This is a genomic window from Sinomonas sp. P10A9 (assembly GCF_041022165.1).
Classification (GTDB): Bacteria; Actinomycetota; Actinomycetes; order Actinomycetales; family Micrococcaceae; genus Sinomonas; species Sinomonas puerhi.
Map to the genome: position 1 here is coordinate 3,380,590 of NZ_CP163302.1, position 14,858 is coordinate 3,395,447.

11 protein-coding genes are annotated in these 14,858 nt (G+C 68.9%); 6 read left to right on the forward strand and 5 right to left on the reverse strand.

Annotated features, from left to right (window positions below):
- Positions 1–8: 8 nt before the first annotated feature.
- From AB5L97_RS15475 to AB5L97_RS15485, 3 genes are read right to left on the reverse strand one after another with little or no spacing between them, the layout of a single operon-like run.
- Entirely contained in the window at positions 9–683 is a 675-nt protein-coding gene (locus tag AB5L97_RS15475; protein ID WP_369045320.1) for an NUDIX hydrolase, read from the reverse strand.
- Positions 680–1,567, reverse strand: coding sequence for an endonuclease III (gene nth, locus AB5L97_RS15480; protein WP_369045321.1), 888 nt, complete (start codon positions 1,565–1,567; stop codon positions 680–682). The genes AB5L97_RS15475 and nth overlap by 4 nt, the downstream gene beginning before the upstream one ends.
- A gap of 35 nt (positions 1,568–1,602) precedes the next feature.
- Complete coding sequence (locus tag AB5L97_RS15485; RefSeq protein WP_369045322.1) at positions 1,603–3,237, reverse strand: hypothetical protein; 1,635 nt, start codon at positions 3,235–3,237, stop codon at positions 1,603–1,605.
- A 319-nt stretch (positions 3,238–3,556) separates the two neighbouring features.
- Here AB5L97_RS15485 and acs point away from each other — a divergent pair, with 319 nt between their 5' ends.
- A complete protein-coding gene (acs, locus tag AB5L97_RS15490; RefSeq protein ID WP_369045323.1) occupies positions 3,557–5,536 on the forward strand; it encodes an acetate--CoA ligase in 1,980 nt (659 codons plus the stop codon).
- 29 nt (positions 5,537–5,565) lie between these two features.
- Here the strand turns inward: acs and AB5L97_RS15495 are convergent, their stop codons facing one another.
- Positions 5,566–6,633, reverse strand: coding sequence for a LacI family DNA-binding transcriptional regulator (locus AB5L97_RS15495; RefSeq protein WP_369045324.1), 1,068 nt, complete (start codon positions 6,631–6,633; stop codon positions 5,566–5,568).
- 1 nt (position 6,634) lies between these two features.
- A complete protein-coding gene (locus AB5L97_RS15500) occupies positions 6,635–7,900 on the reverse strand; it encodes a Gfo/Idh/MocA family protein (protein WP_369045325.1) in 1,266 nt (421 codons plus the stop codon).
- Between the two features lie 151 nt (positions 7,901–8,051).
- On the opposite strand from AB5L97_RS15500, the gene AB5L97_RS15505 reads away from it, so the two are divergent.
- The 5 genes from AB5L97_RS15505 (at position 8,052) to AB5L97_RS15525 (ending at position 14,806) form a co-directional block, all read left to right on the forward strand.
- Positions 8,052–9,002, forward strand: a complete 951-nt coding sequence (locus tag AB5L97_RS15505) for a carbohydrate ABC transporter permease (RefSeq protein WP_369045326.1) — start codon at positions 8,052–8,054, stop codon at positions 9,000–9,002.
- 11 nt (positions 9,003–9,013) lie between these two features.
- Positions 9,014–9,931 (forward strand): carbohydrate ABC transporter permease, encoded by a 918-nt coding sequence (locus tag AB5L97_RS15510; RefSeq protein WP_369045327.1) that lies wholly within the window; start codon positions 9,014–9,016, stop codon positions 9,929–9,931.
- 80 nt (positions 9,932–10,011) lie between these two features.
- Positions 10,012–11,364 carry an ABC transporter substrate-binding protein gene (locus tag AB5L97_RS15515; protein ID WP_369045329.1) on the forward strand — a complete coding sequence of 451 codons (1,353 nt, stop codon included), beginning with the start codon at positions 10,012–10,014 and terminating at the stop codon, positions 11,362–11,364.
- A 110-nt stretch (positions 11,365–11,474) separates the two neighbouring features.
- Positions 11,475–13,652, forward strand: a complete 2,178-nt coding sequence (locus AB5L97_RS15520) for an alpha-galactosidase (RefSeq protein ID WP_369045330.1) — start codon at positions 11,475–11,477, stop codon at positions 13,650–13,652.
- A 2-nt stretch (positions 13,653–13,654) separates the two neighbouring features.
- On the forward strand, positions 13,655–14,806 hold the full coding sequence (locus tag AB5L97_RS15525) for an acyltransferase family protein (RefSeq protein WP_369045331.1): 1,152 nt from the start codon (positions 13,655–13,657) through the stop codon (positions 14,804–14,806).
- Positions 14,807–14,858 lie beyond the last annotated feature (52 nt).

The window sequence follows — 14,858 nt, forward strand, 5'->3', positions numbered from 1 at the left end:
CCGCCCCCTCAGAGTTCGATCCGGTACTCCCGGTCCCGATTCCATGGGACTGTCCATCCGAGCGCGTTGAACAACGAATCGAGGACCATGGCAGTGAATCCCCAGACGAGCACGTCGCTGACGAGGAAGCCCGGGCTCGCGAACCGGGCGCCACGGTGGAACACGACCGTGACCCGGTTGTCGGGGTCGAGGAGGTCGCGGACGGGTGTGCGGAAGACCTGTGCGGACTCACCGTAGTCGACCACGTCCACAGGGGTCGGAGACGCCCACCAGCCGATGACTGGAGAGACCAGGAAGGAGCTCACCGCCATGCCAAGCGGCGGAAGCTCCCCGAGGACGTCGACTCCTGAAGGATCGAGGCCGGTCTCCTCCTGAGCCTCCCGGAGGGCGCAGTCAACGAGCGTTGCGTCCTCGGGGTCCTTCCTGCCCCCCGGAAAAGCCACCTGACCCGGATGGGACCCCAGGGTTGCGGCGCGTTCGAGCAGGAGTACGTCGAGCTCCGCCGGCGCGAGTGGACGGCGGGACACCGCCGGAATATCGTCGAGCTTTCCGAACAGCACGAGCACGGCGGCCTCGCGGAACCCGGGTGGCAGTACAGCCGGGTGCCATCGTCTGTCGAAGGGGTCGGTCTCCCCCGCCCTGATTGCCCGCACGAGTTCTTCGAGCTCGGACCGTGCGCTCACGACTCGGCGCCCGCCGCGAGGGGTTCACTGACCACGGCCAAGGTCCCCTCGGCCCCCGACGTAGACGCGTCGCGCACCGCGGACCCCGTCGCGGGGCCGCTGGCGAAAGTCTCCGTCCGCTGGCGGATCTCCGCGGCGAGCGCAGTGTTCGCTACCAGTTCCGCGTGCAGCGCTTCCTTGCCCGGCGCAAGCTCGAAGCGCAGGAGCCTGCGGGCCTTCTCCGGATCGGTCTCGCCTTCGCCGTATGACGGACACAGGGCTGCGACCGCGCACGCCCCGCAGGCAGGCTTGCGTGCAAGGCAGACACGGCGGCCGTGGAACACGACACGGTGCGAGAGCATAGTCCAGTCGCGGGGTTCGAAGAGCTCCATGACGTCCCGTTCGACCACGACAGGATCGTCCGAGGCGGTCCACCCAAACCGCTTCGCGAGGCGTCCGAAGTGCGTATCCACCGTGATGCCCGGAACCCCGAAGGCATTGCCCAGCACCACGTTGGCTGTCTTCCGCCCGACTCCCGGGAGCGTGACGAGCTCGGCGAGCGTGCCGGGGACCACGCCGTCGAACTCGTCGACGACCTTCCCGGCCAGCGTGTGGAGACTCCTGGCCTTGGCCCGGAAGAACCCAGTGGGGCGGATGATCTCCTCGATGTCGGCGAGCTCGGCCTCCGAGAGCGCCCGCGCGTCGGGGTAGCGGGCAAAGAGCACCGGGGTCACCTGGTTCACGCGGACGTCGGTTGTCTGAGCGCTCAGGACAGTGGCGACGAGGAGCTCGAACGGGCTCCGGAAGTCCAGCTCAGCGTGGGCATAGGGATACGCCTCGGCGAGGACCCTGTTGATCTTGCGGGCACGCCGTTTGAGGGCGAGGGGCGACTCATCGGGACTCATCCTCCTCAGCCGAGGCCCGCTGGCCCCCGTCCCACTCACCCGCGTTCGATTCCCGACAGTTCGCGCAGGATCCCGATCCGGCCGTCCGGGCTCTGGACCACGAACTCGTGCCCGCGGTCCTGAAGGGCCAGAATCCACTGACCGGGGTGAAGGCTGAAAACGGGGCGCCCGGTCGACGGGTCCACGGCGGAGCGCGCCTGGCTGACCGCGAACCAGAAGGCCTCAGACTGCCCCGGCTCCTCGTACGGCCTCGTCGCGCCGATGTCCCCGTGGTCTGTGGGAGCCTGGGGCTGAGCGTCCCTGCCCGAAGACGCAGGGAAGACGGCCGTGGCGGGGCCCGCGGTGTTCTCGGCCTCGGACCCGGCCTCGGACCCGCCCCTGGGCCCGGCCGCGTTGTCGGCAAGAGGCTCGGGCGCACCGTAGACCTCACCGTCGGCGTCCCCGATCGTGCTCATGGCTGCGGTGCTGCCCTCGACACCAGCACGACCTTGATTGTCGTCTGCGGGCCGCATGGGGTGGAGCGACGCGGAGGCGTCCGACGACGTCGTGCCGCCGTCCTCCCGGGCGGCAAGGTGCGCTTCGGTCGCCTCGAGGGCCGCGGCGTCTCCGGCGCTCACCGCCCCGAGGGTGCCGCGCGACCCCGTCCCGGCTGCGTCCGCCGCGCCGCCAAAACCTTGCCGCGCGTGCTGTTCGTCCTCAGCCCCGAATGGTTCGTCAGCGGCCGGCGCAAGGAGGTCGGCTGCACCCATCTCTCTCGGCTGGCCCGCATCGAGGAGCCCCGCGGACCCAACCGCCTCGGAGGCCATGGCGGTGCCCTCCGTCGACGTCCCTGACGGCTCTTCAGGCCCGTCCCAAGCGGCGTCGTCGGCGTGGCCGGCCCACGCGCCCGCGCTGAGAGCCCCCGCTCCCACCGCGCCGGCACCAACCACAGGTGCAACAGCCGTCCTGCCTCCGAAACCGGCCTCCTCCGAGCCCTCGGACCCCGGACGGGATGCGCTGGCCTTGCCTCCGGCGAGGCGCGCCTTCATATCCGCGAAGCCAGCCATCGCCCCGGCCAACGGCCCAGCCTTTTCACCGGTCTTTGCACCGGCCTTTTCACCGGTCTTTGCACCGCCAGCTGCGCCGGCATTCTCACCGCCATTCCCGATCGAGGCCTCGACGGGCTTCGGCCGCCGAACCGGCGCAACGGCGTCACGCGCAACGATATGGGCGGGAACCTCCGCTCGGCCGTCGAAGTCGCCCGCGAACTGCGGGATGACGCGGGCCAGCGTTGTCGCTGCCAGCATCGCAAGGCCGCCCAGCAGACCCACGAGGCCGCCGGGCGAGAGCGTCGTGACCGCGAAGACGAAGTAGAAGGAAGCGCAGAGGACAGCGGCAACCGAGGCGAACTGGTCCACGGACAGAGACCCGACGCGGAGGCTCCTTGTGGGTTCCAGCCTTCGCCACGCGAAGAGGGCCGCCGCAGCAGCCGGGACGAGGAATCCAACCCCGATGAAGAAGAGGCTCGTGGAGTTCCACATGGTGCCGTACCCCAAGGCCCATAAGGGCAGGAGTGAGCCCACGAACGTGACGAGCACACCCCCGAAAAGGGTCAGATCGCGGAACGTGAACGGGCCCAGGATGGCCTCGTTGCGGCGCCCCTCGGACGGGCTCTTGCTGGGTTCAGACATGAGTCACTCCTTCGGTCTTGGGGTTCAGCCTAGCCACATGAACCTGAGCGCACCTAGACAGACGGTGCCGCAGGGAGGCTCTCGAGGACGACGGCGCGCACCCGCCGCTCGCCGTCGGACGCCTACCGTCCGCCGCACGGTTGGGGCCGCCCAGCGCCGCAGTGTGACGCACGCAACGTCGCCGCGACCCCGTTGGGGCTACTGTGGATGAAGGCAGCCGATGTGCGCGCCCTCACATCCGACGGAGGCCGGGAGCGTCCCTCGCCGGGGGCCGTACGTGTCGGTTGGACCATGCGAGGAACGAGCCGAAAGGACATCCATGTCCAACGAAACCGTCAGCGGAGACGCTTTCGAGAACCTGCTCCGTGAGGAGCGCAAGTTCGCCCCGTCCGAGGCGTTCGCCGCGGCCGCGAACGTCCACGCGGACATCTACGCCGAAGCGGATTCCGACCGTCTGGCCTTCTGGGCCAAACAGGCCCGCACGCATCTGACGTGGTCCAAGGACTTCACCGAAACGCTGGACTGGTCGGACGCGCCCTTCGCCAAGTGGTTCGTGGGCGGCGAGGTCAACGCCGCGTACAACGCCCTGGACCGGCACGTCGAGAACGGCCTCGGAGACCGCGTCGCGATCCACTTCGAGGGCGAACCGGGCGATACGGAGACGATCACGTACGCGGATCTGACCGAGCGGGTCAAGCGCGCGGCCAACGCCTTCGAGGCGCTCGGCGTGGCCAAGGGCGACCGCGTGGCCGTCTACCTGCCGATGATCCCCGAGGCCGTCGTGACGATGCTTGCGTGCGCCCGCATCGGCGCGGTCCACTCCGTGGTGTTCGGCGGCTTCTCCGCCGAGGCGCTGCGCTCCCGCATCGACGACGCCGAGGCCAAGCTGGTCGTCACGGCGGACGGCACGTTCCGCCGAGGCAAGCCGAGTGCGCTCAAGCCGGCCGTGGACGAGGCCCTCGCCGAGGACGGGCACACGGTCCGGCACGTGGTCGTCGTCGAGCGCAACAAGCAGGAGGTCGCGTGGACCGACGGCCGGGACCTCCGCTGGTCCGAGGTGATGGAGGCAGCCTCGCCTGAGCACACCGCGGTGGGCCACGATTCCGAGCACCCGCTCTTCATCCTCTACACCTCCGGAACCACGGGGAAGCCCAAGGGCATCCTGCACACGACCGGCGGCTACTTGGCCCAGACCGCATTCACGCACTCGGCGGTGTTCGACCTCAAGCCCGAGACGGACGTCTACTGGTGCACCGCGGACATCGGCTGGGTCACTGGCCACTCGTACGTCACGTACGCGCCGCTCGTCAACGGCGCGACCCAGGTCATGTACGAGGGCACGCCGGACTCGCCGCACCAGGGCCGTTGGTGGGAGATCGTCGAGAAGTACAAGGTCTCCATCCTCTACACCGCGCCGACGGCCATCCGCACCATGATGAAGTGGGGCTCCGACATCCCCGCCAAGTACAACCTCTCCTCGATCCGCGTGCTCGGTTCGGTGGGCGAGCCGATCAACCCAGAGGCGTGGATGTGGTACCGCGACGTGATCGGCGGCGGTCAGGCCCCCATCGTCGACACGTGGTGGCAGACCGAGACGGGCGCGATCATGGTCGCCCCGCTCCCGGGCGTCACGGCGACGAAGCCGGGCTCAGCGCAGGTCCCCCTGCCCGGCATCGCCGTGGATGTCGTGGACGAGGCCGGGCAGTCTGTCCCGGACGGCCACGGAGGTTTCCTCGTGATCCGCGAGCCGTGGCCGGCCATGCTCCGCACCATCTGGGGCGACCCCGAGCGGTTCAAGGACACCTACTGGTCCCGTTTCGATGGCATGTACTTCGCGGGCGACGGCGCCAAGAAGGACGACGACGGCGACATCTGGCTCCTCGGCCGCGTTGACGACGTCATGAATGTCTCCGGCCACCGCCTGTCCACGACCGAGATCGAATCCGCGCTCGTGTCCCACCCGTGGGTCGCCGAGGCTGCGGTCGTCGGTGCGGCGGACGAGACGACCGGCCAGGCCGTCGTCGCGTTCGTGATCCTGCGCGGCGAGGCGGATCTTCCGACGGGCGAGAATGCGGCCAGCGAGATCGTGCTGACCCTCCGCAACCACGTCGGCCACGAGATCGGCCCGATCGCCAAGCCGCGGCACATCCTCGTGGTCCCCGAACTGCCCAAGACCCGCTCCGGCAAGATCATGCGCCGACTCCTCAAGGACGTCGCCGAGGGCCGCGACCCGGGCGACGCCACGACCCTCGCCGATCCGAGCGTCATGCACAAGATCGCCCAGGACCTGCGCAAGTAGGGAACGCAGCCACGCCCGACGGCGGCGCCTCACCCCAAGTGGTGAGGCGCCGCCGTCGTCCGTGGCGTCAGCGGATCGGAGGCCTGGCACCCGCACGAGGCGCGGCGCACGAGGGTCGGCGGGAAGATGCGGTTGCTCGCGGGGCCATCGCCCACGAGAGCCTCGACCGCTGCACGGGCCATCTCTTCGATCGGCTGGGCGAGGGTCGTGAGGCCGGGCCAGCTGAACTCCGCCTCGGGCGAGCCATCGAACGAGACGATGGCGATGTCCTCAGGCATGCGCACACCGGACTCGTGGAAGGCCCGCAGGAGCCCCACAGCGAGGATGTCCGAGCTCGCGAAGAGCGCCGTCGGCCGATCGGTGGACGCGGCGAGCTCGAGTCCCACCCGATAACCGTCCTCGCGCCGGAACGGCGCTCGCACGATCGGGCCGGGCACGAGCCCGGCAGCCCTGATCCCCTCGAGCCAACCGACCTCGCGCGCATCCTGCCCGCCTCCGGTGCTGGTCCCCATCACGAGGCCGATGTCCCGGTGCCCGTGGCCCGCAAGGTGCTCGACGGCAACGCGCGCGCCCCCGCGAAGGTCTACGCCCACCGACGCGAAGCCCGGGCTGTCTGTGCTGTGGTTGAGCAGCACGACGGAGATGTCTGCGGCCTCGAGGTCGCGCAGGTCCGGCTCGAACAGGACGCTTGAGAGGAACACCCCGTCGACGCGCCTGCTCGCCAGGCTTTCAACGTGGCGTCGCTCAGCGGTGACGGACGCGTCCGAGTTGGCAATGAGCAGCGCGTAGCCCCGTTCGGCGGCGGCTACCTCGACAGCGTGTGCGAGCAGCACGAAGAACGGGTTGGTCGTGTCCGGGACGATCATCCCGAGCATCTCGCTCGAGCCTAGCTTGAGCGCGCGCGCCGCCGCGTTCGGCCGGTAGCCGAGCGCGGCAATGGCGTCGCGCACCTTCGCCTCCGTGGCCGGGGAGACCCGCTTGGGCCCCCCGTTGACCACGTAGCTCACGACCGCGGTGCTCACCCCCGCGAGCCGCGCCACGTCCTTGCGGGTGGCGGTCGGCTTCGCGGCGGCGGGGATATGCGGCATGGCCCCCATGCTAGCCGCGGGGCTCCCCCGGAATGGCGGACGACGGCGCTCCAACGTGGGCGGGCACGTCACCCGGCGCGTCGCCGAAGTCGGGGATCGGAAGGCGCTCGCCGCCCGCGAGCGCGGACTGGTGGGCGATGATGCCCGGGAGGGTGTAGCGAGCGGCCTCCCACGCGTTGACCGGCGGGAGGCCGCCTTCGGTGACCGCGCGGACGAAGTCGTCGACGAGGAAGTGGTGGCTTCCCTCGTGGCCGTTGGGCATGCCGCGGAGTTCCCGCGGCAGCCGCCCGGCGTCGTGCACGGGGGCGAGGCCCGAGACGAAGGCGTCCCGCAGCGCGGGGGCGACGTTGGCGAGCGAGGGGTCGTCGGCGTCGAGCGTCGCCGCCGTCTCCACGAGCTCGCTCACGTCGGTGAAGCCCTCCTTGTCCTGCCATACGGCAGAGCCGACGAGCTGCTCGAAACTGCCTTCGGTGCCGAAGTACCGGAAGCGGCTCTCACGCAGGTGCGAGGGGTACCCGACGCGCCGGAACTCGTTGATCCGCATGGACCCGCCGCCGGCGAGCTCGAAGAGAGCGGAGGCGTTGGAGAAGTCGTTGTCGAACATGCTCACCTCGCGGTCGAACACGCCGTCTCCGCGGTCGTCGCGCACACCGATGCAGCTCACACTCACAGCGTGGGAGCCGATCGCCCCGATCACGCCGCCCACGGAGTGGGTCGGGTAGAGCATGGGCGGGTAGCTGGCGGTCTGCTTCCAGTCAGGGCCGCCGCTGTACTGGTAGGCATCGTAGAAGCCGAGGTCCATGTCGTGGACGTAGTCGCCCTCGGCGTAGAAGATCCGCCCGAAGGCACCCTCCGCCCGGCGCTGGCGCGCATAGACGGTAGCCGGGTTGTAGTAGCTTGTCTCGCCCATCATGTAGGTCAGGCCGGTCTCGCGGACGGCCTCGATGATCGCCGCGATCTCGCCGAGGCTGATGGCCATCGGGACGGCGGAGTAGACGTGCTTGCCGGCGCGCAGCGCCTGGACCACGAGCGGACCGTGGGTCCACCGCTGGGTGAAGATCGCGACGGCGTCCACGCTGCTCGCGAGCATGTCCTCGAAGCTGGCAAACGTGCCCGCGAGTCCCTGTGATTCGACGAGCGCATCGGCGCGCTCCGCGAGGACATCGGTCACGTAGACGGCTGAGACGCCGGGGTGGGCGTTGAAGAGCTTGGAGAACTGGCCCGAGAACTGGCCCGCTCCGACGACGCCGAGGGTGAAGCCTGTGGTGTGAGTCATGCGGGAAGTTTCGCATCCGAATCTACTCGAGTCAACAGTTTCTCCACCACTGAAGCCAGACCTCATGTTTTCCGGGAAAGCCTCTTGCTATTCCAAAAGTTACTCGTGTAGATTTTGGGTCACTTGTTATCCACATCACAGCGAGGAACCAATGACGACCACCTCAGTGGGGCCCCGGAAACCGACGCGGCCCAGCGCCGATTCCGGAGGCAGCCAACGCATCGTCCGCCGTCGCGGCCGCGGCGACCTTCGGGTCGCGCTCATCTTCGTCGCACCGGCCCTCGTGGGGTTCGTGCTCTTCTACCTCGTCCCCACGATTCGCGGGATCTACCTGAGCTTCACCGACTACAGCATCCTGGGGAACCCGGTCTGGGTCGGGGTCAAGAACTACGTCAAGATCTTCCAGGACAAGCTCTTCTGGAACTCCATGGGCGTCACGCTCGAGTACGTCCTCCTCAACATCGTCGTCCAGACGGTGGTGGCACTCGGGCTCGCCCTCCTCATGTACCACGTGGCCAAATCCACGGTGATCCGCGGGATCCTGCTGCTGCCGTACCTCGTTGCCAACGTCATCGTCGCCCTGCTCTGGTTCTGGATGCTCGACTACCAGATCGGCATCGTCAACCAGATGCTGCAGTGGCTCGGCATTCCCAAGGTCGCCTTCTTCGGCAACGAGTTCTGGGCGATTCCGACCATTGCCTTCGTCAACGTCTGGCGCCACATGGGGTACACAGCGCTTCTGCTCTTCGCCGGCCTCCAGGCGATCCCCGGCCATCTCTATGAGGTGGCGAACCTCGACGGCGCGAGCAAGTGGCAGACCTTCTGGAAGATCACCATGCCCCTGCTCCGCCCGGTGCTCCTGCTCGTCCTCGTGGTCACCGTCACCGGCTCGTTCCAGATCTTCGACACCGTTGCCGTCACGACGCAGGGCGGCCCGATCAACGCTTCCCGCGTGATCCAGTACTACATCTACCAGCGCGCGTTCACACAGCAGGACTTCGGCTACGGCTCGGCGCTGAGCGTGATCCTGTTCATCATCCTGGGGGTCGTCGCGTTCCTCCAGATGAAGTTCCTGCGCGGCAACGAGAACGACCTGGCCTGAGAGGACATGTCATGACCACCTTCGCTCCCGCCTCCCGCCGCGCAACAGGCCGGCGCCCTCTCAACTGGGGTCGCATCGCAACCTGGGCCGCGCTGATCCTCGCGATCATCGTGACGCTCGGCCCGTTCCTCTGGATGCTGCGGACCGCCCTGTCCAACAACCACTCGCTCGCCACCCACTCGGGTGACCTCCTCCCCGCCGACTTCACCTGGGGTGGCTTCGCGAGAGTCCTGGGCCTGCAGTCCACCGCCCAAGCACAGGCCGAAGGCGGATCCGGTGCCTCGATCAGCTTCTGGCAGTACCTCCTGAACTCGGTCATCGTCTCGACCCTGATCACCGCCTCCCAGGTCTTCTTCAGCGCCCTCGCCGCCTACGCGTTCGCCAGGCTCCAGTGGAAGGGCCGGAACAAGGTGTTCGCGCTCTTCCTCGGCACGCTCCTCGTCCCGGGGATCTTCACGGCGCTGCCCAACTTCCTCCTGATCAAGAACATGGGCCTGCTCAACACCTACCTCGGGATCGCACTGCCCACGATGCTCATGACCCCGTTCGCGGTGTTCTTCCTGCGGCAGTTCTTCCTCGGCATGTCCCGCGAGGTGGAGGAGGCCGCCATGCTCGACGGCGCGAAGCACGGCCGGATCTTCTTCCAGATCGTCATCCCCAACGCCGTCGGTCCGCTCGCGACCCTGTGCCTGCTCACGTTCATCGCCGCCTGGAACGACTATTTCTGGCCCCTCCTCGTCGGCAACGCGCCAGCGGTCCGAGTGCTCACCGTCGGGCTCGGCGTCTTCAAGTCGCAGTCGCCTCAGGGCGCCCCCGACTGGTCCGGCCTCATGGCGGCCACCCTGATCTCGGCGCTGCCGATCCTCCTGCTGTTCATCGCCTTCGGGAAGAAGATCGTCAACTCGATCGGCTTCTCGGGCATCAAGTAGCCCCACCCAGCTCAATCTCCCCCTCAGGCACTCGGCATGACGCCGCGGGCCACCCCCTCCCTGTCCTGAAAGGACCCCCCATGAAGAAAGCACTCGGTGCCGCGGCCGTTGCCGCTGCCGCAGCCCTCGCCCTCTCCGCCTGCGCCGGCGGTGGAAGCCAGAACGCGTCGGCCAACTCCGATGCGAGCGGAACCATCAGCTACTGGCTGTGGGACGCCAACCAGCTCCCCGCCTACCAGCAGTGCGCCGACGACTTCCACAAGGCCAACCCCAACATCACGGTCAACGTCACCCAGACGGGCTGGGACGACTACTGGACGAACATCACCAACGGGTTCGTCGGCGGCAACGGGCCTGACGTCTTCACGGACCACCTCTCCAAGTACGGCGACTTCGTCAAGAACAACCAGCTCCTCTCCCTCGACGACGCGGTGAAGGCCGACAACGTCAACCTCGGCCAGTACAACAAGGGCCTCGCCGACCTCTGGGTCGGCCAGGACGGCAAGCGCTACGGCCTGCCCAAGGACTGGGACACGATCTCGCTGTTCTACAACAAGGACCTCATCTCCAAGGCCGGCCTCACCGCCGACCAGGTGGGAAGCCTCTCATGGAACCCGACGGACGGCGGCACGTTCGAGAAGGCGATCGCCCACCTGACCGTGGACACGAGCGGCAAGCGCGGCGACGAGGCGGGCTTCGACAAGAACAACGTGGCCGTCTACGGTGTGGGCCTCGCCGGCTCCGGCGCCTCCGAGGGACAGACCGAGTGGAGCTGGCTGACCGGGACCACCGGCTGGACCCACACCGACAAGAACCCCTGGGGGACGCACTTCAACTTCGACGACAAGAAGGTCCAGGACACCATCACCTGGTTCCACTCCATGATCGACAAGGGCTACATGCCCAAGCTCGAGACGACGGTCGGCGCCTCCATGCCCGATGCCTTCGGCGCTGGCAAGGCCGCGATCAACGCCAACGGCTCGTGGATGATCGGCCAGTACTTCGGCTACAAGGGCATCAACGTCGGCATCGCCCCGACGCCGACCGGCCCTGACGGCAAGCGCGCCTCGATGTACAACGGCCTCGCCGACTCGATCAACGCCGCCACGAAGAACCCGGCCGCCGCGACGAAGTGGGTCGAGTACCTCGGGTCCCCGGCCTGCCAGGACGTCGTCGCGGCGAAGGCCGTCGTCTTCCCCGCAATCTCGGAGGCCGCCGACAAGGCGTCGGCAGCGTTCAAGGCCAAGGGCATCGACGTCACCCCGTTCACCCAGCAGGTGAAGGACAACACGACGTTCCTCTTCCCCATCACGGAGAACGCTGCGAAGGTTGACGGCATCATGAAGCCGGCCATGGACGCCGTCTTCTCGGGCAAGTCGCCCGCGAGCTCCCTGACCGACGCCAACAGCCAGGTCAACGCGCTCTTCCAGTAGGCCAGATCGTCGGTTCCGATCGATCCGGCCCTAGGGGCCCGGCCCGCGCCGGGCCCCTACTCTGGACTCAAGCCCCCCCGTACCGCCCGCCCCACCGTCGAAAGAACCCCATGGACCCCCTCCACCTCCGTTCCGCCGGTACCAGCCTGCTCCTCGCCTTCGGTTCCGGCGAGGCCGAGATCGTCCATTGGGGCGCCGACCTCGGCGAGGCCCTCCCCGACCTCGCCGACCTGACCCCGCCGATCCCGCACTCGGCACTCGACGTGCCGGTGGTCGCGGGCCTCCTTCCGCAGGCGTCGTCGGGGTGGCTGGGGCGTCCCGCGGTCCGCGGCAGCCGGACGGGCGACGGCGTTCCCGGCCTCTCCTTCTCCCCCGCCTTCCGCGTGGTCTCGGCTGAGTCGACCCTCGACGGCCTCGGCGCGAGGATCGTCCAGTCCGACCCCGAATCGGGGCTGAGCGTGGCCTCCGACCTGCTCCTCCATGAGGGCGGACTCCTCGAGCTCTCGCACGAGCTGACCAATACGGGCACCACCGCGTACAGCCTCGACGAGCTCGGCGCTGTGCTCCCGGTGCCGGGGGACGCCGTCGAACTCCTGGACCTCACCGGCCGGTGGTGCCGCGAGAACCATCCGCAGCGGCAGGCGATCCGGCAGGGCACGTGGGTGCGTTCGGGCCGGCACGGCCGCACGGGCCATGACTCATCGCTGCTCGTGGCTGCGGGCACGGCGGCCTTCTCCAACCGGGCCGGCCGCGTGTGGGCGGTCCACTTCGGCTGGTCCGGCAACCATGAGCAGTACCTCGACACACTCGCGGACGGCCGGCGCATGCTCGGCGCGTCCGAGCTCCTCGGCTCGGGCGAGGTGGTGCTGGCACCCGGGGCGAGCTACCGCACGCCCGTGCTCTACGCGGCGTACTCCGACCACGGCCTCGACGGCGTGACCGATGCCTTCTACCGCTGGTTCCGCGGACGCCCGCAGCACGCTGGGCCCACTGCCCACAACGCAGCCCGCCAGCGCCCGGTGGTCCTGAACACGTGGGAGGCCGTGTACTTCGACCACCGCCTCGAACCCCTCCTCGATCTCGCCGACTCGGCTGCGGAGCTCGGCGTCGAACGCTTCGTGCTCGACGACGGCTGGTTCCGTGGGCGCCGCGACGACCACGCGGGCCTCGGCGACTGGTACGTCGACGAGACGGTATGGCCCGAGGGGCTCACCCCGCTCATCGAGCGCGTCAACGCGCTGGGCATGGAGTTCGGGCTCTGGGTCGAGCCCGAAATGGTCAACCTCGATTCCGACGTGGCGCGAGCCCACCCGGAGTGGATCGTGGGCCCCGCGGCGAAGTCCCACAAGGACGGCGGCCGCCTTCCGCTCGAGTGGCGCCACCAGCACATCCTCGACCTTGCCAACCCCGAGGCCTGGCAGTACATCTTCGAGCGGCTCGACACCCTCCTGACCGAGAACAGCATCGCGTACCTGAAGTGGGACCAGAACCGGGACCTGACCGAACATGGACACGCGGGCCGCCCATCGGTCCACGAGCAGACCCTCGCGGCGTATCGGCTGTTCGACGCGCTCAAGGCCGCGCATCCCCGCGTCGAGATCGAGTCGTGCTCGTCCGGCGGGGCCCGTGTGGACCTGGGCATCCTGCAGCGCACGGATCGCGTGTGGGCCTCGGACTGCAACGACGCCCTCGAGCGCCAGACCATCCAGCGATGGACCCAGGCCGTGCTCCCGCCCGAGCTCGTCGGGGCGCACATCGGGCCGACCCACTCCCACACGACGGGCCGGATCCACGACATCTCATTCCGCGCGATCACGGCGCTGTTCGGACACTTCGGCATGGAGTGGGATATCCGGCAGGCCACGCCCGCCGAGCGCGGGACGCTCCAGCGGGCCATCGCGCTGTACAAGGCGCACCGGGGGCTCCTGCACTCGGGGGTCCGCGTCAACGCGGACCTCGCGGAGCCCAACCTCGCGCTGCACGGCGTCGTCGCGCACGACGGCGCGTCGGGGCTCTTCGCGGCCGTCGCCTTGGGCACGCTCTCGGCCGAGATGCCCGGCCGCGTGGGTATCCCGGGCCTCGACCCCGAGCGGACGTACCGCGTCCGCGCCGCGCTGCCGACGTCCGACGACGCAGACCTGGCCAACACGTTCACCCAGGTCGTGCCGCCTGCATGGCTCGCCGAGGGTGCCACCGCGAGTGGCCGCTTCCTTGCGGAGGTCGGCCTGCCGCTGCCCGTCCTGCGGCCGGAGCACGCGCTTCTACTCGAGATCGCGGCGACCGAGTAGGCATGGTGCCCGGGCTGTTCGGGTCACGGACCCTCGGGGTGGCCCTGGGCTCCCGGGCCAACGCCCTCAACGGGCTCCGCCTCGTCTTCGCCGCGGCCGTCATCGTCTCCCACGCATGGTGGCTCGGCGGCTACGGACCGGAGCCCGCGTGGTACGGGATCAAGCTCGGCACGGCGGCCGTGATGGGGTTCTTCGCGATCTCGGGGTACCTCATCACGGTCAGCGCCGAGCGTTCCACCATGCTGGCATTCGTCGCGGCGCGGTGGACCCGCATCTATCCCGGCCTCGCGGTCGCGGCTCTGGCGGTCGCCTTCATCGCGGCCCCGATCGGTGCACTTCTCACCCAGGGACGCTACGAGGTGCGCGGCGCACTGGCCTTCGTGGCCGCGGCCCTCACGCTCGTCATCGGGACAACGAGGACACCGCCGATCGGGACCTCCCTCGCAGGCAACCATGATCCCTCGGACTGGGACGGACCCCTGTGGACGCTGACGTGGGAGGTGCTGTGCTACGTCCTCGTTGCGGTTGCGGTCTACGCCGTCAGGAGGGCCTCGCCCGGCACGACGCCATCGGGCAGCGCACACCACGGGTGGGCACAACGCGGCAGCGCGCCACACAGCATCGTGATCCTGTTCCTGTTCGCGCTGTTCTCCGGGGCCGTCGCCGGGAAGATCCTCGGCAGCGGGTACGGCTCGGACCGCACCGAGTTCGTCCTCCCCTTCGTCGCGGTCTTCCTGGCCGGCGCGCTCCTGGCAACCCTGCGGAACCAGCTGCGGGTGGGTGTCGTACCAGCCGCTGCCGCGAGCCTGGCGGTCTGGGGCGCACTGGCCACCGGCTACGGGACCGCCCTGGCCCCGCTGCCCTTCGCCTACCTCGTGCTGTGCGCGGGATCTGTCCGGTCGCGGGTGGGGAATCGCTGGGACATCTCATACGGCATCTACATCTACGGGTGGCCCGTCCAGCAACTCCTCGCGGCAGCACGGGTCCCCGCGCATGTATCGCCTCTCGCGTTCGCCGCCATCGCACTCGCCGTCGTGTGGCCGCTCGGCCTGCTCAGCTGCCTCGCGGTGGAGCGGCCAGCGCAGCGGCTGCGCGCGCGCATCCTCGGCTCGCAGCGCCCGGGCCACGACCCATCAGAGTTTGTTTCTGAATAGTTCTGTCTGTTTCTGTTCACATCTGTGTTCCAATGCTCTAGTCTGGCGTGAC